This window comes from Paenibacillus ottowii (assembly GCF_006874425.1).
Classification (GTDB): Bacteria; Bacillota; Bacilli; order Paenibacillales; family Paenibacillaceae; genus Paenibacillus; species Paenibacillus ottowii.
Genome location: NZ_VIJZ01000002.1, coordinates 228,871 through 246,510, shown reverse-complemented (window position 1 = coordinate 246,510; position 17,640 = coordinate 228,871). Strand labels below are relative to the sequence as shown.

Here is a 17,640-nt window from a genome sequence, read left to right as displayed (position 1 = left end):
TTACAATCCGGACGGTGGCCCATACGTTAACTTTGATGCTTTTACTGACCCTGTTATTTAAAGGAGTGAGGCAAAATGCAAACGACCGAATTTGCAAAAATCTGGTCCAGAATGGCTAAGGATTACAAGGTTCATATGGAGCAGCAACTAGCTCCATCTCTAACGGAGGCTCAACTCACGGTGCTGGAGGTTCTGAACGAATATGGCCGTATGAAGCCGTCTCAACTAATCCCATATCTCGCCACCACACCTGCGGCAGTTACGATGCTACTGGATCGGATGGAGCGGAATCGACTGGTCACCCGGTTCAGAGACGTAAAGGACCGTAGAATTGTATGGATTGTTATTTCGGATCAAGGCAGAGAAGAAGTGGAGCGTGGATTGCAAATCCGGGACGATTTTCTGGGTTCTGCACTAAATCGGATATCTCAGCACAATCAGAATTTGTTGGTCTATTTGTTGGGGAAAATTACAACGAAGACGAAAACGGTTGTATCAGCTAGTGAAGATGAGGGAATAAAGGAACAAATAGAGCGAGCGGAATAGTTAGACGAGTGGAAACATGAAATGTAGCTACTACACAGCAGATTAACATCTAAGGTCAATAAAAGTGCGCGGATCAATACCGGTTATGGTATCATGTCCGCGTTTTTTTGTGTTCTTTCGTAAGGGGTGTTTATGGAAATGTTGACATTTACATAAGAGATGATAAAATAACAGTTATGAATAAATAACAATTCGTATGCAAATAGTTAATAGTTTATGTATAAGGATAGCGAATTGGGTAATAGGAAGAAGGATGGTTCTAGTGAGTAACAGAGAGGAAGACAGACTTGAGGTGTATCGGATTATTCAATCAGTAAGGGAGGTTAACAAGACCATATTTTATGCTTTCTGGAATGAGGAGCAGCATCTGGATCTGACGGCCATTCAGCACATGACTTTGGCGATTCTGAATAAACGCCCCAATATTGGGTTATCTGAGCTGGCAGAGATAGCTCATGTGGGAAGCAGCTCTATGAGCGGAGTGGTTGACCGCTTGACCAAAGCGGGATATATCGTCCGCGGACGGCATGAGCATGATCGCAGATCACTAGTACTGACGCTTACGCCGGAAGGAAAAGACATAATGCAAAAGGTAGACGCCATGTGGATGGAGCGTGTCTTGCCTATTCTGGATATCCCGAAGGAGCAGCTCGATATGGTCCTGGATATCCACAAACAAATGATCATGAAATTAACATCGAAAGGAATGAATCAACTTGAGCAGTCCTCAAATGACACTATCAGGTAATGTCCGCAGAGCCCCTATTGTGGCCGCTCTGTTGATTGGCGCTATTGTTGCAATACTAAACCAGACGTTGATAAGTGTAGCTTTACCGAAAATGATGAGTGATCTGAATGTAGATGCCAATATAGCTCAGTGGCTTAGCACAGGCTTTATGCTCGTGAACGGGGTATTGATCCCGGTGACCGCATTCTTGATTGCCCGTTTCTCCACTCGTACATTGTTTATGAGTGCAATGACTATCTTTTCAATTGGGACATTGTTATGTGCTATAGCGCCAAGTTTTAGCATATTGCTGATCGGTCGGCTTATTCAGGCTGCAGGTGCAGGGATTATGATGCCTTTAATGATGGTCGTTATCTTGAACATCTACCCAATAGAGCAACGTGGCCGTGCAATGGGAACGCTGGGACTTGCGATGGGGTTTGCTCCAGCCATTGGACCAACCTTATCCGGTTATATTGTCCAGCATTATGACTGGCGAATATTGTTCTGGATCATCCTGCCAATTTCAGTGATTTCGATTGTGATTGGATTTATTTTTCTGAAAAATGTAACCGAGCAATCCAGGCCTAAGCTGGACATTCTCGGCGTCATTTTATCTACACTCGGTTTCGGCGGGCTGTTATACGGCTTTAGTGATGCTGGAACATCGGGCTGGGGAAGTGTTCCGGTCCTGTCTACACTCATCGTTGGGACGATTGCGCTTATGTTATTTATTGTCCGCCAACTGAAGGTAGATGAACCTATGCTGGAGTTCCGTATCTTTAAATACGATGTGTACAGCTTGACGACAATCATTAACGTGATTGTGACGATGGCTTTGTATGCCGGTATGATATTGCTTCCAATTTACTTGCAAAATATTCGCGGTTTTACACCGCTCCAGTCTGGTATGCTAATGTTACCGGGAGCAATTCTAATGGGGATTATGTCTCCGGTGACGGGGGCTATTTTTGACCGAATTGGGGCACGCTGGTTGTCTGTAATTGGGTTGTTGATTATGACTGTAACGACATGGGAATTTACACGTTTGACCGAATCAACCACTTATATGACACTGTTAATCAATTATACGGTGCGGATGTTCGGGATGTCATTGCTGATGATGCCGATCCAAACGGCCGGACTGAATCAGCTTCCGCAACGCTTGAATGCACATGGTACGGCGATGAGCAATACGCTGCGGATGATTTCCGGCTCAATTGGGACTGCTATTCTGGTGACGGTGATGTCTTCTCAGACCAGCAACCGTTTGACCACGATTGTCGCATCTGAGGGACTGAATGTTACAGACAAAGCAGTAATGCTGGCTGCAGGTAATCAAGCTACGATTTACGGTATTAACTCGGCTTTTATCATAGCAACACTATTGAGTGTGACAGCTTTGATTTTAGCGTTTTTTATCAAAAATACGAATGCTCAAAACGCTCGTTCTCGTCAACGACTGGCCAATAGCAAAAAGGGGAAGACGGTGGCTTCCTCATCATGAGCATGGATATCATTTAATTTGCTTTTGGGCAAAAAAATAACCCGCACTGCATGTTTGTCTACATGCATGCGGGTTATTTGTGGTGAGTCTGCTCAATTTTCCGACGTAATCATATTTTCATAAAGCGACAAGGGCCACTCACTCCAAGGAAACTGGACGGGAGGAAGTGAGTGGAAGCTCATGGCCTCCTTGGTGACCGGATGCGGTGCTCCAGCGAGTAAGGACCAGAGGGCTAGCTGTTGACCGGGGCGGCTCAGATTGCCGCCATATTTTTGATCTCCATAGAGGGGACAGCCGATGGCCTGCATCTGTACGCGAATTTGGTGCGAGCGTCCGGTGTGCAGCTTAATTTCTACAAGACTAATTCCAGCAGCTTGTCCGATCACGCGGTATTCCAAAATGGCTTCCTTGGCACCATCCGTGCCGGGTCTAACCGTTTTGACCGTGTTGGTACGGTTGTCCTTTAGCAGGTAATGGGTTAGACGTCCTTGGAGAGCCGTAGGAACGCCATTTAGAACAGCTGTATACAGTTTGTGAAAATGACGGCTTCGAACCGACTCCGACAGGCGAGAAGCAGCTTTGGATGTCTTAGCAAAAATCATGGCTCCGCCTACGGGGCGATCCAGCCTGTGGACTAAACCCAAAAAGACGTTACCAGGCTTATTGTGTCTGATTTTCAGATCTTCCTTAAGTAGAGACAGCAGATCTGGATCACCACTAGCATCCTCCTGTGTCGGAACATTGACAGGCTTTACAACCGCCAGGACATGATTATCCTCATACAAAACAGGAATATTTGGTTGTGTATGTCCGGGCCGGGCAAGTTCATCTTGATTCATAAGAGGAATTAAGCCTCCCAACGTCCGAGAATACCACAAGGCAAATTCAAACCTGAGCGTGTGATCGGCAATCCGATTTCACCAGCGCTAATTTGGCCGCCATACTTTTGCTGCATTGTCATGCTCAGCATGTTGCGCAATACAGTAGGTGAAATGCCTGTCGTGTAGGAGTTGATCAGCATGAACAATGGTTGGTCCGAAATGATGCTCATGCAGGATTCGAGAAACGGATATAAGCTTTCTTCAAGCTTCCAGGTTTCTCCGTTAGGTCCGCGTCCATAAGAAGGGGGATCCATAATAATTGCATCATATTGGTTGCCCCGCCGTTGTTCCCGTTGCACGAACTTGAATACGTCGTCTGTAATAAAGCGTACTGGACGGTCAGCCAGGCCGGACAATTGAACGTTTTCCTTTGCCCACTGCACCATACCTTTGGCGGCATCCACGTGAACTACACTGGCTCCGGCATACGCTGCGGCAGTAGTGGCTCCTCCTGTGTAAGCAAACAGGTTCAATACGGAAATGGGTCTGCCTGCGCCTTTAATTTTATCCATCATCCAGCTCCAGTTGGCTGCCTGCTCTGGAAAAAGACCAGTATGCTTGAAGCTGGTCGGTTTAATGTGGAATTTAAGCGGTCCATAGCTAATCGTCCAGCGCTCAGGGATAGGCTTTTTCATATCCCATTGGCCGCCCCCGGAAGAGCTGCGATGATAATGCCCATGAACATTGCGCCATTCGGCTGTTTCCTTTGCCAACGGCCATATGATTTGCGGATCGGGACGACGCAGGACAATATTGCCCCAACGTTCCAGCTTTTCACCGCCGCCTGTATCCATTACTTCATAGTCTTTCCACTCTTGTGCTACATACATGTACAATCCATCCTTCAGCAGTCAATTCAGGATTTAGGCAGCAAGCTGCGTAAAATCCCCACATGGAGTCTATTGTACAACAAACCTTAGCAACAATCGAATGATTCCATGAATAAGTAAGTAGTCAGGTGGAGCGAAAATACTTTTTTTCGATGTACTTGTAATTAGAGCGCTTCCATATTAAAATGAAATTAATCCCACTTGTACGTACAACTATTTAATTTTCATTATATTTATGAAAAACGGATTAGGTTGTACGTACGTAATATCTTTACGTTGAAGTTTGCAGGAGCGTAGAACTTCCTTAATGGAAGGATGCCTTACCATTTTATAGACTTTAACAGCGAACAGCCGCATTGTAATGCGGCTGTTTTGCGTATATATTTTCAAAATGCACATCATGCTTGAAAAATGTATTTGACAATGAGAATCATTATCAAATATTATTTGAGTAATAGGGAATGAAAGCATCCCATATTTCAAATAAAGGTGAGGGATGAACTTGGGTAAAATCATGATTGCTTATGCTAGCATGACCGGTAATACAGAGGAAATCGCGGAATTGATCGCCGAGGGCGTTCGTCAGGCCGGGCATGAGGCGGAGTTGAAGGCTTCGTATGATTGCAGCGCGCAAGAACTGCTCGCATATGACGGATTCCTGTTGGGTGTATATACATGGGGAGACGGTGAGCTTCCTGATGAATTTTTAGATTTTTACGAGGAACTAGATGAGCTTGATCTGTCTGGTAAAAAGACTGCTGTATTTGGCAGTGGAGATACGTCTTACACGCAATTCTGTGGCGCAGTGGATCTGGTAGAAGAAAAAGTTAAAGAACGCGGTGCATCTGTCATTCAGGAGAGTCTCAAGATTGAATTCAATCCATTGGATGACGAGAAGGAGAATTGCCGAGCTTACGGAAGACAATTCGCACAGGCTGGTATTGGAGTGTCCTGAGAAGAGAGTGAGGGATAGGTATGCGCAATGGCGATAGCTTAAGCGGCTTTCCTCTTCTGCACGACTATCAGCTTGAGGAGATGTGGAGAACTCCGCAGCCAATCCGTCCATCACAGAGAAAACGAGGGCGTGAGGGCTGGAATTGGCGACAGCGGGTTCAATATGCGATAGGGCATGCGTTGAACGAATACTTTGGAATGGAAGTAGAGGTACGGCGCGAAGTCCCTGTCCAGTATGTGCTGGAGAAATGGTGGCCTAAGCAGTCGAACAGTTTTGATTCATTGTTTCATTACTGGGATGTCAAAAATAAAGTGTCAGGCGAGTTGTCAAAAATATGTGCCTTAAATAATGACTTATGGATGCCTGTGATGTTGTATGAACAATTTTTCACAGTGGTGCCTGAGTTGGAGGTCGATATTTCGCTGATTATTCAGGCAGCTTGGCAACTCTCAGAACAAGCGGACTCATTGCTGATTCAAAAGTATATGGTGGACTACAACCCCAACGTTATTAGTACATTTCAACATCTAACAAATGTATTTTGTTATTATGCATTTGGAGCTCTTCCTCAGCTTATTGAGGTATACTGTCTGCTAGAGGGTAAGAAAGTTCGTTTTCTTCCTGGATCGACTTCTTTACAGCAATCCCTAGATTATGTCCAATTATTAAAAGGCTCCGTAGAGGATATACAGAAGACGACAGAACACTGTCGTTACAGAGGATGTATGGGTCAGCAAAGTTCTCAGCAAAACAGAGCGAATAAGGACAGAAAGGAAGAGCGGGAGGCGAATAACAGCAAGGATCGGTCAATTGGACCTACGCTTTTTTCTTAGGTTTGTTGTGCAACCCTTTAATTGTAAACTATCCCTTTTCGTGAAAGAACCTTGGAAACAAGGTTCTTTTTTATGAAAAAAAATTCTGAAAAAACTGAAAATTTATATTGCCTGAATAGATAATTATATCTATAATATTTCAATGTACAATAGTTATATGAAAATATTTAAATATAAAGAAGACGGTTTGTGGACTATGGATTAGATTGTCCTATGTACATAAAGTTTGTCCTGTCTTTTGCATGGCATGTAGTCATGTGTTTATTTACGTTCTCCATTTGGTTTAATGGCCTAATATTTCAATATTAAAATATTAGCGTTGAATAATAAAAATTTTTTGAACAACAGGGGTGGAACAAGTGAGTAAGAAAACTGTATTGCCGATTCTCATCGTACTGCTCATTCTGAGCGGTGGAGCTATTGGCTACTATTATTGGTATCAGGCAACACACTTTGTTAAAAGTGATGATGCGCGTATTCAAGCCGATCAGTATAAGGTAATGCCGCAAATTTCCGGAGAGATTAGCCACATTGATGTGGAAGAAGGCGATGTATTGCAGCGCAACGAACCGATTGCCGAGCAGGATGTATCGGGTCTGGATGCGAGCATGATCAGCAAGTCTGTTCTACGTGCGCCGATTAACGGAACTGTTATTAAGATTTATTCGAAGGAGCATGAAATCGGAACACCGGGTAGTGCTGTAGCGACTATGGTTGATATGAACAACCTGTATGTATCTACGAATATTGAAGAAACCGATATTAACCGTATTAAACCAGGACAGCTTGTTGACATTACGCTTGATGCAGCAGGTGACCAGGTAATTCAAGGTAAGGTTCGCAAAGTGGGCGAGGCTTCCAATGCAGTGTTTTCGCTCGTTCCTGCTGTGAACACAAGTGGTAACTTTAATAAGGTGACTCAACGCGTACCTGTAGAAATTGCCGTGAACAAGCCTAAGGACATGAAGCTTATCCCTGGAACCAACGTGGAAGTAAAAATTCATACATCTTAAAAAGGAGGGGTCCATGTGGCTGCCAATGAAACTGCTGCTGCTCCTTCGACAGATTCTTCCAAAGAACGCTGGCTTGCCTTTTTTGCTATCGTTTTAGGCGCCTTTGTCGCCATTCTGAACAACAGTCTGATCAATGTCGCCATTCCACGATTGACGACGGATTTAGGGTCAACGACGACACGTATTCAGTGGGTTATTACAGGTTACACGCTTGCATCCGGCGTAATCGTCCCGATTACCGGATATATGGAGCAGCGTATCGGATACAAAAAGTTTTTGATTCTGGCGCTCAGCGTGTTCTCGCTGGGGACAGGAATATGTATTTTTGCATGGAGTGATTCTTCCCTGATTGCAGCGCGTGTATTGGCTGGTCTGGGCGGTGGTGTCATTATGCCGCTGAGTATGACGATTATTTACAAAATTATGCCGCGTGAACAAATCGGGATGTCCCTTGGTATATGGGGGATCGCCGCTATGGCGGCACCGGCTATAGGACCTACGCTGAGCGGTTACTTAATTGAATGGTTTAACTGGCGTTTCTTGTTTATTGTCAGTTTGCCGGTTGCTTTATTTGCCATTTTAATGGTCATCCTTCTCATCAAGGAGCCGCCTAAGGTTACGCCGAAACCGTTTGATCTGCCAGGATTTTTATTGGCGGCAACCTGTGCAGGAACGCTCTTGTACGCATTGACAAACGGTCAGCGTGATGGCTGGACTTCTTTTGGCATTGTATCCCTGCTCTTTATCTCTTTCTGGGCACTTGTTTTTCTCATCTATGTAGAAAGCGGCAAGGATAATGCTGTAATTGAAATATCATTATTCAAAAATTCAAAATATACGATTAGTGTTATTGCCTCCAGTCTGGTCATGATGGGGATGTACGGAGGAACGTTCCTAACACCGTTGTTTTTGCAAAATATTCAGCGCGTGTCACCGATTGATACTGGTATTATCCTCATTCCGCAGGCCATTGCTATGGCAGCCATGATGCCTATTGCCGGGAAACTATTTGATAAGTTCGGCATTGTGCCTTTAGGACTTGTGGGCCTGACGCTAACGAGCTTTATGACGTATCATCTTCATCAGCTTACGCCAGATACTTCGCATGCCTGGTTGGAAACCGTAATGGCATTACGGGGTCTAGGAATTGGGATCTGTATGATGCCGTTATCCACAGTCGGTATGAACGCCGTTCATCCGAGCAAGGTAGCTAATGCGTCTACAGCGTCTAATCTGGTGCGTACTGTGGCTGCATCTATGGCGATTGCGGTACTGACCGCCATTATGCAAAGCCGTTCGGCTGCTCATGCCCAGCAAATTTCAGAGTCCATTACCCCAGACTCTGCTCATGTGCTTCAAGCGACAATGGGCAGCTCATGGATGTCATCCATAAGTAGTTTGATCACACTGGATGCTACATCAAGAGGAATTGGGGATACGTTCCTCATTTCATCCATACCGCTGTTTTGCACGATTCCACTCATCTTTTTGTTTATTCAGAGGAAGAAAGCAAAGACACAGCCGGAAGCTTAATAAAGAGAAATACAAAAATATCGACTGGATGGCTTACATTATTTCCACGGACAGAAAGAAAGGGAATTATCATGAAAATATTGAGAGTAGAAAGTACATTAGCGGCTTTAGTCCTCGGCGGCGCAGTGCTGGCAGGCTGCTCCAGTAATAGCGGAGCGGCACAGGACATGGTCGTTCCGGTTAAAATTAGTCAAGCACAGCAGGGGATTATCGGACAGGGAAATATTTATACAGGTACGGTAACACCTTCAGAAACAGTCAACATCGTGCCTAAAGTGGGCGGCAAAGTGGTTGAGTTGCCTGTAGATATCGGCTCCGAGGTTAAAAAGGGGCAAGTCTTGTTCAAGCTGGATGATAAGGATATGCGGAATAACGTTGCAAAAGCACGCGCCGCCGCCGCTGCAGCAGCAGCCGGCGTAAGTACCGCTCAAGCATCCCATGAATCAACGATGGTTCAAGCTACTTCGGGTCTAGTACAGTCCAAGAGCGGTGTGATTCAATCCCAAAGCGCAATCAATCAGGCACAAGGTGCTATTAATCAAGCAACCACAGCCGTAGAACAAGCAACACATGGTGTCTCCTCGGCAGCCAACACGGTGAAACAAACACAACAAGCTTTGGCAGATGCGCAAAAGAATGTAACACGTACACAAAGTCTGTTTGATGCTGGTGCAAGCACCCAAGCACAATTAGAACAAGCAAAAACCGCAGTTGTGAATGCGGAAGCGGCTTATAATAATGCACAAAATGCGCAGGCTAATGCAAAAGATCAATTAGAAGCTGCTCAAAAAGCCTTGACTACAGCCCGCAACAGCTATGATTCAGCAAAAAATAGCTATAGTAATGCCAATAGCGGCTACAGCAATGCGCAAAATCAGCTTAAAGTATCTCAAAATACAGCGGGCATCGAGTCTAGCCAACAATCTCTTAAGCAGGCACAACTGAATGTAGCTATTGCTCAGGATGCATTGGATGACACGGTTGTTACCTCACCAATCAACGGTATTGTGGGTACAAAAAATGCAGAGGTGGGCGAAATGGTGTCCGCTCAGTCTCCTGCGCTGGTCATCGCTAACCTGAGTACTGTCAATACATTGATCTATGTCCCAGCAGAACAGATCAACAATGTAAAAGCAGGTGACAAAGTACAGGTTCGTGTTGCAGCATCCAACATTGTAACAACAGGTACAGTGAAAAATGTAAGCCCGCTGGATGCAAGTGGTAAAGGATATCCTGTAAAAATTTCAGTAGCTAATCCAGACATGAAACTGAAATCCGGCATGTTGGCTGATATCAGCTTTGTCGCTTCCAATGCGCAAGAAGGTATTGTTGTTCCAACTGCGGCAGTTCAAAAAGATCAAGGTAAAGAATATGTATATGTGGTAAACGGCGACCATGCGAAGCGCAAGGAAGTGAAGACTGTTCAGACGACAGGTTCACAAACACTCGTTACCAGTGGCCTGAGTAAGGAAGAGAATGTGATTGTAAATAATCTGGCATTGTTGTCCGATAACTCACCGATCACAATTACCCAATAACTTGGTTTTAAACTTGCATACTATATAAATAGTAGAAATTTATTAAGGACGTGCCAAGGCAGCCCGCTTGCGGGCTGTCTTGTTTTTATTTCAATGTGCATATGTTACATAAGATTAATGTCGAACTGGGGCTTTTTTTTGACGAACATTGGTAGAATAGGATAGACTAAATTGGAAATAGATAGTTTACGAGATCTCAGACAAGCGATTGGAGGAATGGGAAGATGGAAGTGAAATTGGTAGTGGATTATGATGCTTATGAGAATGGTCAAACCATGGCCAAGTCTATTGAGGAACTGGCTGCCAAGCCGGAGAGCGCACAAATTACGGACCTAATCATTGGAGATTGGGGCGGCGCCTATGAAAATTCACCAGATGATTTTATACCGGTGTTAGTGAAGCTTAAAGATCAATTTCCGAAAGTACGCAAGCTGTTTATTGGTGATATGGAATATGACGAGTGTGAGGTGTCATGGATTAACCAAACGAATCTCTCCCCGTTGTTAGAAGCGTTTCCAAACCTTGAATCTTTATATATTAAAGGAAGCCAGGATCTGAGCTTGGAACCCCTTCGCCATGATCATCTTCAGGAATTGGTTATTATTTGTGGCGGTCTGCCTGTGAGTGTTCTTCAGCAAATACGTAATGCAGAACTGCCTGAACTGCGCAAGCTGGAGCTGTATTTGGGTGTCGAGGACTATGGTTTTGACGGTAAACTGGAAGATATTTTACCGTTTTTGGACAGCAATCCTTTTCCAAAACTTACATACTTGGGACTCAAGGACAGTGAAATACAGGATGAAATTGCAATTGCTGCCGCTAACGCCCCAGTGATTGGACAACTGGAAGTGCTGGATCTCTCACAAGGTACATTGTCTGATCAAGGTGCAGAAGCATTGCTGGCTTGTGAAAGTATAAAAGGGCTGAAGCATCTGGATTTGAGCTATCATTATATGTCTAGTGAGATGATGGAACGCTGGAAAAAGTCAGGTTTATCTGTAAACGTAGAGGATCAACAAGAAGCAGATGAAGAAGACGATTGGCGCTATCCATCGCTGACTGAATAAACTGTTGCAATGAATTTCTATAGCAGATAGATTTTAAAATTAAAAAGAGTTAAAGTGAGGCGGCTCTATGGTGATGATGTGGGACAGAAATGTCAATGAGCCGTTTATCTTGTTCGGTAATCCGGGGAATCGCCGAACTACGGGACTGCAGGAGGCACGAAGCAGATTAAAGCTTCCGCCCGCTTTGGAGATTTCCTATATGGATGTGCTCAGGGCCATCCGAGAAAAGCACAGTCTCGGCGAACTGATGGTCAGGATATCCGCACAAGCTGCACAAGATAGCGTGAATGGCAGTGTCCATGTACAAGAGAGCATAAGACAATTGCTGGCAGGGCGGGTGGACAACGGTCCGCCACTCCGCCTGGATGCACCGGGCGAAAATTTTCAGGTAGAGCGGGAGTTGATTGCTCTGGGCGCCTCGGATGCCGAGGGAGATGATTCACTGTTGCCATGGCCGGAATGGGCACATGACACAGGTATACTGGCGGCAGAAGCGCGCCGATTACAGGAGCAGCATGGTCGCATTTGGCACCCGGCACAATGGTTCCGGGGCTATTGCCGTCTGCTGGCTTGGCTGCGGCATGAAGTTGAGCGGCTCTGGCCCTCGTCGCGCTGGATGAACGATCCTGCAGAAATAGCCGTCATGTTTGACAAACGGCGTTGTAGTGCTGTATTAAACCAGGCAGACATCAGGGTTCCGCCTGTGCTTACTGCTTCAGGTGCTGCCTTTCGTGATGCCGTCGATCTGCATACCGCTATGAAAGAGAGTGGATTTCACCGCGTATTTGTGAAAATATTTTGCGGATCAGGTGCTTCTGGTGTCATGGCTTATCAGGTACATCCCAAGACGCATGCAGAGCTGGCGGTAACTACGATTGGAACAGAGATCATCCATGGACAGCGCGTTTATTATAATGCCGGGCGATTGCGTCGTTATACAGACAAGCAGGACATTCATGCCATCCTTAACTGGTTATGTGTGGAAGGAGTACATGTGGAACGCTGGATTCCCAAAGCGACCCTGAATGGACGTGTTTATGATGTGCGTCAACTTGTGTGTGGCTCAGAAGCTTGTCATGCGGTCTTACGTTTGAGCAACAGCCCCATTACAAATCTGCATTTGCGTAATGAACGACTCTCGCTAATGGATGCGGGACTCTCACAGAGTACGGTGGAATCGGTCCAGCATACTGCAAAAGCCGCTATGAGGGCTTTTCCAGCGTCCATGGTTGCTGGATTGGACGTGCTCGTTCCGGCTCACGGGGGTCGTCCCTATGTATTGGATGTTAATCCATTTGGTGATTTACTGTACCGGGTGGAACATCAGGGTTGGAACTCATATGAATGGGAAATGCTGTACCTTGCTAATAAGAGCGCAGTTTTGGAAAGGAAAGACAGATAATGATTGACATGAATCAAATTGTCGGCTCTCATGATATTGTTATGATTACGCTGGATACCCTGCGATATGATGTAGCCAAGCTGGAAGAAGAAAACTGTCCGAATTTGTGCGGCTCCGGGTCATGGGAAAAGCGCCATACACCGGGGAGCTTTACGTATGCTGCACACCATGCTTTTTTTGGCGGATTTTTGCCGACTCCGGCAAATACGGATAAGTCTTCGCATATCAGGCTGTTTCACACCAAGGATACGGGACTGCGCACGCATCCACATACCTGGCTGTTCGATGCTCCGGATATTGTGTCTGGGCTGGAGAACGAGGGCTATCGGACCATCTGTATCGGCGGCGTTATTTTTTTCACGAAGAAGAACAAGCTGGCAAAGGTGCTGCCCGGGTATTTTCAAGAGAGCTACTGGCGCATGAACTTTGGCGTCACCAACCCCCGTTCAACGGAGCATCAGGTGAATCATGCCCTGAAATTGCTGGAGAAGACAGACCCTGCACAGCGCTTGTTTTTATTTCTAAATGTATCAGCGATCCACGGGCCTAATCATTATTTTGTAAAGGGCACTTCAAAGGATTCAGTAGAGTCTCAACGAGCGGCTTTGCGATATGTGGATGGTGAGCTTGGACGCTTGTTTGATGCTTTGCGGAAGCGGGGCAAGACGTTTTGCATGGCTTTTTCCGACCATGGTACAGCTTATGGGGAAGACGGCTACGAGGGACATCGCCTAGCGCACGAGGTAGTGTGGAATGTGCCTTACCGCGAATTTATATTGTAGGACAAAAAGAAACGTAGTCTGCACTGGTAATTTATAAAGAAACCAAACCAGCGCGAGAAAGGAGCAGAAATGAAAGCTATGAATCTGAATCACCTGCACCCAACAAGCGCAGCCAACCAGACTTCTCCGGAAATAGACACAAACTTAGTGAATTCGAGATTTGAGTGGCCGGATACTCCTGTTGAATGGGCACGTACGATCCGAGAAGCTCCCTATCGCTCTTATCTATACTCTTACCCGCATAAAACGGCCTACCGTTCGTTTGATACACCGCTCTCATTGCAGGAATTGTGGGAGAAAGAAGAGTTAGAAAGCTATTTTTTGTATATGCATATACCGTTTTGCGCAGCTCGCTGCGGATTTTGTAACCTGTTCACTTTGCCAGACAAGCGTCAGGATGTGCACAAGGAGTATGTAGATGCGCTAGAAAGACAAGCACGACAATGGGCACCCATTATGGGCGGTCGGCCTTTTTCGCGTTTTGCGGTTGGCGGAGGTACACCGACCTTGTTGGAGGCTCCTTTGGTGGAGCGTTTATTTGACATTGCGGAAAATATTATGGGATTGGACCCTAAGCGAGCCTCTATTTCAGTTGAAACCTCTCCCGACACTGTAACCGAGGATAGACTGGAAGTGCTCAAGCGCCGCGGTACGGATCGTATCAGCATGGGAATCCAGAGCTTTGTGGAATCAGAAAGTGCGGCCATATACCGACCTCAAAAGCCCAAGCTTGTTAGAGAAGCGCTTGAGCGGCTGGTAGAATACAATTTTCCTTTGCTTAACGTGGATCTGATCTATGGCCTGCCTGGCCAAACGGTGGAAACCTGGCTGTATTCTCTTGAGGAAGCTCTGTCTTATTCGCCAGGAGAGATCTTTCTTTACCCGTTATATATTCGGGAAAATACGATTTTAAAGCCGGGTTATACCGGGCTGGATCATGATATTCGCCTTAGTTTGTATGAAGTAGCCCGCGAACGCCTCAAGCAGGCAGGATATGTACAATATTCCATGCGCCGTTTTGCTAAAGATGAGGGTATATCCAGCAAGCAGCTTCTACCCTACAGTTGCCAGGAGGAGGGCATGGCTGGACTGGGGTGTGGTGCGCGCTCTTATACACGCAATGTACACTATGCCAGCCGGTATGGCGTCAGTGCAGCAGCAACACGCAGTATTATCGCAGATTATGTTGCAGCAGAGCGTCATGATCTGGCTGATTACGGCTTTATTTTAGATGAGGATGAGCGTAAGCGGCGCTTTATCCTGAAGGCGCTTCTTCATCGGGAAGGGCTGGAGCTATGTGCCTATGCAGAGCGCTTTGGTGTATCCTTGGTGGACGATTTTACAGGAATGTCGTTGCTGCTGGAATCGGGTATGGCTGTGGTCGAGGAGGAGACGCTTCGACTTACGGAGGAAGGAATGGCCTATTCTGACGCGATTGGAGACTGGATGATCTCGACGTCAGTACGTGAGCGTATGGAAGGATATGTAGGCGCATGAGAGCGACCTTATATTATCGTGGTTCGTTGACCTCGTGCAACTATGCTTGTCCTTACTGCCCATTCAGTAAAAACGTCGATAGTCGGGAAACGTTGAACAAGGATCGGGCGCAGTTGGAGCGTTTTGCTGATTGGGTACGAGAGCAGGGCGCTTTGGGACATCAGCTCTCCATTTTTTTTAATCCGTATGGAGAAGCCTTGATCCATTCCTGGTATCGTAAGACCATGATTGAGTTCTCCCATATGGCGCATGTGGAAAAAGTGGCCTTACAGACAAACCTATCGGCTAAGCTGGATTGGACAAAAGAGCTTAATCCTGAGACGGCTGCGCTGTGGGCTACATATCATCCTGGAGAAACCAAAGAGCAAGCTTTTATATCGCAGGCGATGAAGCTATATGAACTTGGCATTTCCTATAGTGTCGGTACAGTTGGATTGAAACAGGCATTTCCGGCTATTCGTTCCTTGCGGACGCAACTTCCAAAAGAAGTATATATGTGGGTCAACGCCTACAAAGATCGACCACAATATTATACGGATGCCGAGGTTTCCGAATTAACGGCGATAGATCCCTATTTCCAGTGGAATTTAAAGGATTACAGTAGTCAAGGGCGAGCATGTCGCGCGGGAGAAGATGTGTTTTACGTCCAAGGTGACGGACGAGTAAAACACTGTTATCAGGACCGACGCGTGATTGGCCACCTGTACAGAGACGGTCTGGAGGGGCTGAGCGCCCAGCGTCCGTGCCGGATGAAAGAATGCGGCTGTTATATCGGTTATATCCATATGGAAGAGCAACCGTTTCGGGAAATGTACGATAGCGGTTTGCTGGAAAGGGTGCCGCATACAGCCTTGACGATCTATTAGAGAGAAAAGAGCAAAAAAAGAACCGCCCTTGCCACTAGGCAAAGAGCGGTTCTTCTGTTTCGAAATAAGTTTGTACGATTGTCCTATCCATTTAATTAAGTTTGGACAATAGCCGTAATCTCTTCATCCAAATCTAATCTAACCTGCTCGCGGTAGGCACGAATATTGTATTCGGAATGAAGATATCTCAGAATAGCTTCAATCATATTGGCTTCCACGAGATATTGACTGCGTCCCTGGACATGAACCTCGGCTGTATAGCCTGTATCTTCATCCCAGCTTAGCTCCACAACCACATCAGTAGGCTGTACGCCCTTGCGTTCAGCCATATGCAGGCAAATGGCATTGACAATCTCATCCATACTCAAAATCATAACTTAGTAACGTCCTCCACGAGAATCATCGGGTCTGCGGCGATTTTTGATAGCTCGGTAGATACCTACACCCACCATAATCAGGACATAAATTGCTAGAACGTTAACGGCAAGACCAAGCAAGCTACCCAATGCACCCATGTTGCCGAACAATCCGCCGAAGAGCATACCTGCCAAGCCGCCCAGCATCATACCTTTGAGGAATCCGCCGCCACCGCCGAGGAATCCACCAGTTCTGCTTGTGTTGCCCGTAGCTGCACTAGATTTAGTTCCACTATCAGACTTATTGATGCCGCTGCTATCACTTGTCTTGCTTGGTGTAGATTGGTATGTTTTTGGTCCGGATTTAAATCCGCCACCACGCCTTGCATCAGCTGTAGACGGTGCGATCATAGCAATGAGTAGGGTGAAAGCCATCATCAGCATCATCATATTTTTCAAAGTAAAAGTCTTTTTCATGTAAAAAAAATCCCCCTTAGTAATTTGTGCTATAGGTTAGGTCAAACAACCGCTTACCTTGTAATACGATATAACATGGAAAAGGGTTTCAAAGAATTTTAAATTCTAAAAAATTAAACGATAACGTACATAAATCCTGTACACGGATTGATAAAATCATTCAGCTTTTATGGCAAACGGATTAGTGTCCGCTCTAACATCACCGGCAAGCAGCATGCGCAAAACCAATTGGCACCATTCTAGGCCTGCTTTGGCATTCATAAGTCCTTTTTGCACTAAAATATAGTCACCAAAGTTTTTGCTGCCAAAGTGCAAATTTTCTGCGGGGATGTTGTTCAAAATATCCTCCAGATGCTGAATTTTCTGAATAAAATAACGTTTCCGTTCTTCCAGCATACGATTGGCGCTCGTTTTGTCCGTCAACCAAAGGCAGAATAAGCGAAGGCTTAACTCGTCTCGTGTAACCGGAGCAGCTAACGCTTCCTGAGACCATTGCTGCAGCATATGGATACCCTTGTCGGTAATGGTATACATTTTTTTATCAGGCTTGTCGGACTGCTGAATCCATCGGGAGGCGAGCAGTTCCTTGCTCTCCATACGGGCCAAAAGCGGATAGATCTGACTGTGCTTGGCTTGCCAAAAAGGCTGAATACGCAGCATCAGATCATAGCCGGAGGATTCCTCTCTGGCGAGAAGTCCCAACAGACCATACGATAGTAAATTCATATATCTTATCTCCTTCATCCATCAAAGTAACAGTTGTAACAGCTCTGCGGCAGGTAATCTGCAGTTCCATAAAAAGTGTACACTGAAACTGTATGGTTTGACAA

18 protein-coding genes are annotated in these 17,640 nt (G+C 45.8%); 13 read left to right on the top strand and 5 right to left on the bottom strand.

The window, feature by feature from the left end; translation table 11 throughout:
- Positions 1 to 75 precede the first annotated feature (75 nt).
- The 3 genes from FKV70_RS05305 (at position 76) to FKV70_RS05295 (ending at position 2,780) form a co-directional block, all read left to right on the top strand.
- A complete protein-coding gene (locus FKV70_RS05305) occupies positions 76 to 546 on the top strand; it encodes a MarR family winged helix-turn-helix transcriptional regulator (protein ID WP_063213403.1) in 471 nt (156 codons plus the stop codon).
- Positions 547 to 808: 262 nt separating this feature from the next.
- On the top strand, positions 809 to 1,294 hold the full coding sequence (locus tag FKV70_RS05300) for a MarR family winged helix-turn-helix transcriptional regulator (protein ID WP_142612030.1): 486 nt from the start codon (positions 809 to 811) through the stop codon (positions 1,292 to 1,294).
- Complete coding sequence (locus FKV70_RS05295; protein WP_063213401.1) at positions 1,278 to 2,780, top strand: DHA2 family efflux MFS transporter permease subunit; 1,503 nt, start codon at positions 1,278 to 1,280, stop codon at positions 2,778 to 2,780. Before FKV70_RS05300 ends, FKV70_RS05295 begins: the two co-directional genes overlap by 17 nt.
- Before the next feature lie 92 nt (positions 2,781 to 2,872).
- On the opposite strand, the gene FKV70_RS05290 is transcribed toward FKV70_RS05295, so the two are convergent.
- Positions 2,873 to 3,619, bottom strand: a complete 747-nt coding sequence (locus FKV70_RS05290; protein ID WP_142612029.1) for an RluA family pseudouridine synthase — start codon at positions 3,617 to 3,619, stop codon at positions 2,873 to 2,875.
- 8 nt (positions 3,620 to 3,627) lie between these two features.
- Positions 3,628 to 4,491 carry a class I SAM-dependent methyltransferase gene (locus FKV70_RS05285; RefSeq protein ID WP_142612028.1) on the bottom strand — a complete coding sequence of 288 codons (864 nt, stop codon included), beginning with the start codon at positions 4,489 to 4,491 and terminating at the stop codon, positions 3,628 to 3,630.
- A 496-nt stretch (positions 4,492 to 4,987) separates the two neighbouring features.
- Here FKV70_RS05285 and FKV70_RS05280 point away from each other — a divergent pair, with 496 nt between their 5' ends.
- The 10 genes from FKV70_RS05280 (at position 4,988) to FKV70_RS05235 (ending at position 15,977) form a co-directional block, all read left to right on the top strand.
- Entirely contained in the window at positions 4,988 to 5,446 is a 459-nt protein-coding gene (locus FKV70_RS05280) for a flavodoxin (RefSeq protein ID WP_016822119.1), read from the top strand.
- Positions 5,447 to 5,466: 20 nt separating this feature from the next.
- Positions 5,467 to 6,279 (top strand): hypothetical protein, encoded by an 813-nt coding sequence (locus FKV70_RS05275; RefSeq protein ID WP_142612027.1) that lies wholly within the window; start codon positions 5,467 to 5,469, stop codon positions 6,277 to 6,279.
- Between the two features lie 359 nt (positions 6,280 to 6,638).
- On the top strand, positions 6,639 to 7,292 hold the full coding sequence (locus tag FKV70_RS05270; protein ID WP_013371571.1) for an HlyD family secretion protein: 654 nt from the start codon (positions 6,639 to 6,641) through the stop codon (positions 7,290 to 7,292).
- A 15-nt stretch (positions 7,293 to 7,307) separates the two neighbouring features.
- On the top strand, positions 7,308 to 8,825 hold the full coding sequence (locus FKV70_RS05265) for a DHA2 family efflux MFS transporter permease subunit (protein ID WP_142612026.1): 1,518 nt from the start codon (positions 7,308 to 7,310) through the stop codon (positions 8,823 to 8,825).
- Between the two features lie 71 nt (positions 8,826 to 8,896).
- Positions 8,897 to 10,363, top strand: coding sequence for an efflux RND transporter periplasmic adaptor subunit (locus tag FKV70_RS05260; protein ID WP_064796468.1), 1,467 nt, complete (start codon positions 8,897 to 8,899; stop codon positions 10,361 to 10,363).
- Positions 10,364 to 10,587: 224 nt separating this feature from the next.
- The gene (locus FKV70_RS05255; RefSeq protein ID WP_142612025.1) at positions 10,588 to 11,430 is read left to right on the top strand and encodes an STM4015 family protein; all 843 of its coding nucleotides are present in this window, start codon (positions 10,588 to 10,590) and stop codon (positions 11,428 to 11,430) included.
- 67 nt (positions 11,431 to 11,497) lie between these two features.
- Positions 11,498 to 12,832, top strand: a complete 1,335-nt coding sequence (locus tag FKV70_RS05250) for an STM4014 family protein (protein WP_142612024.1) — start codon at positions 11,498 to 11,500, stop codon at positions 12,830 to 12,832.
- Positions 12,832 to 13,614 carry an STM4013/SEN3800 family hydrolase gene (locus FKV70_RS05245; protein ID WP_064796471.1) on the top strand — a complete coding sequence of 261 codons (783 nt, stop codon included), beginning with the start codon at positions 12,832 to 12,834 and terminating at the stop codon, positions 13,612 to 13,614. Before FKV70_RS05250 ends, FKV70_RS05245 begins: the two co-directional genes overlap by 1 nt.
- 69 nt (positions 13,615 to 13,683) lie before the next feature.
- Entirely contained in the window at positions 13,684 to 15,111 is a 1,428-nt protein-coding gene (locus FKV70_RS05240) for an STM4012 family radical SAM protein (protein ID WP_142612023.1), read from the top strand.
- Complete coding sequence (locus FKV70_RS05235) at positions 15,108 to 15,977, top strand: STM4011 family radical SAM protein (protein ID WP_142612022.1); 870 nt, start codon at positions 15,108 to 15,110, stop codon at positions 15,975 to 15,977. Before FKV70_RS05240 ends, FKV70_RS05235 begins: the two co-directional genes overlap by 4 nt.
- Positions 15,978 to 16,072: 95 nt before the next feature.
- Here the strand turns inward: FKV70_RS05235 and FKV70_RS05230 are convergent, their stop codons facing one another.
- From FKV70_RS05230 to FKV70_RS05220, 3 genes are all read right to left on the bottom strand, one after another.
- Positions 16,073 to 16,351 carry a YxcD family protein gene (locus FKV70_RS05230; RefSeq protein ID WP_017427605.1) on the bottom strand — a complete coding sequence of 93 codons (279 nt, stop codon included), beginning with the start codon at positions 16,349 to 16,351 and terminating at the stop codon, positions 16,073 to 16,075.
- Positions 16,352 to 16,354: 3 nt separating this feature from the next.
- Complete coding sequence (locus FKV70_RS05225) at positions 16,355 to 16,810, bottom strand: hypothetical protein (protein ID WP_063213389.1); 456 nt, start codon at positions 16,808 to 16,810, stop codon at positions 16,355 to 16,357.
- Positions 16,811 to 16,966: 156 nt separating this feature from the next.
- The gene (locus FKV70_RS05220; RefSeq protein WP_063213388.1) at positions 16,967 to 17,536 is read right to left on the bottom strand and encodes a PadR family transcriptional regulator; all 570 of its coding nucleotides are present in this window, start codon (positions 17,534 to 17,536) and stop codon (positions 16,967 to 16,969) included.
- Positions 17,537 to 17,640 lie beyond the last annotated feature (104 nt).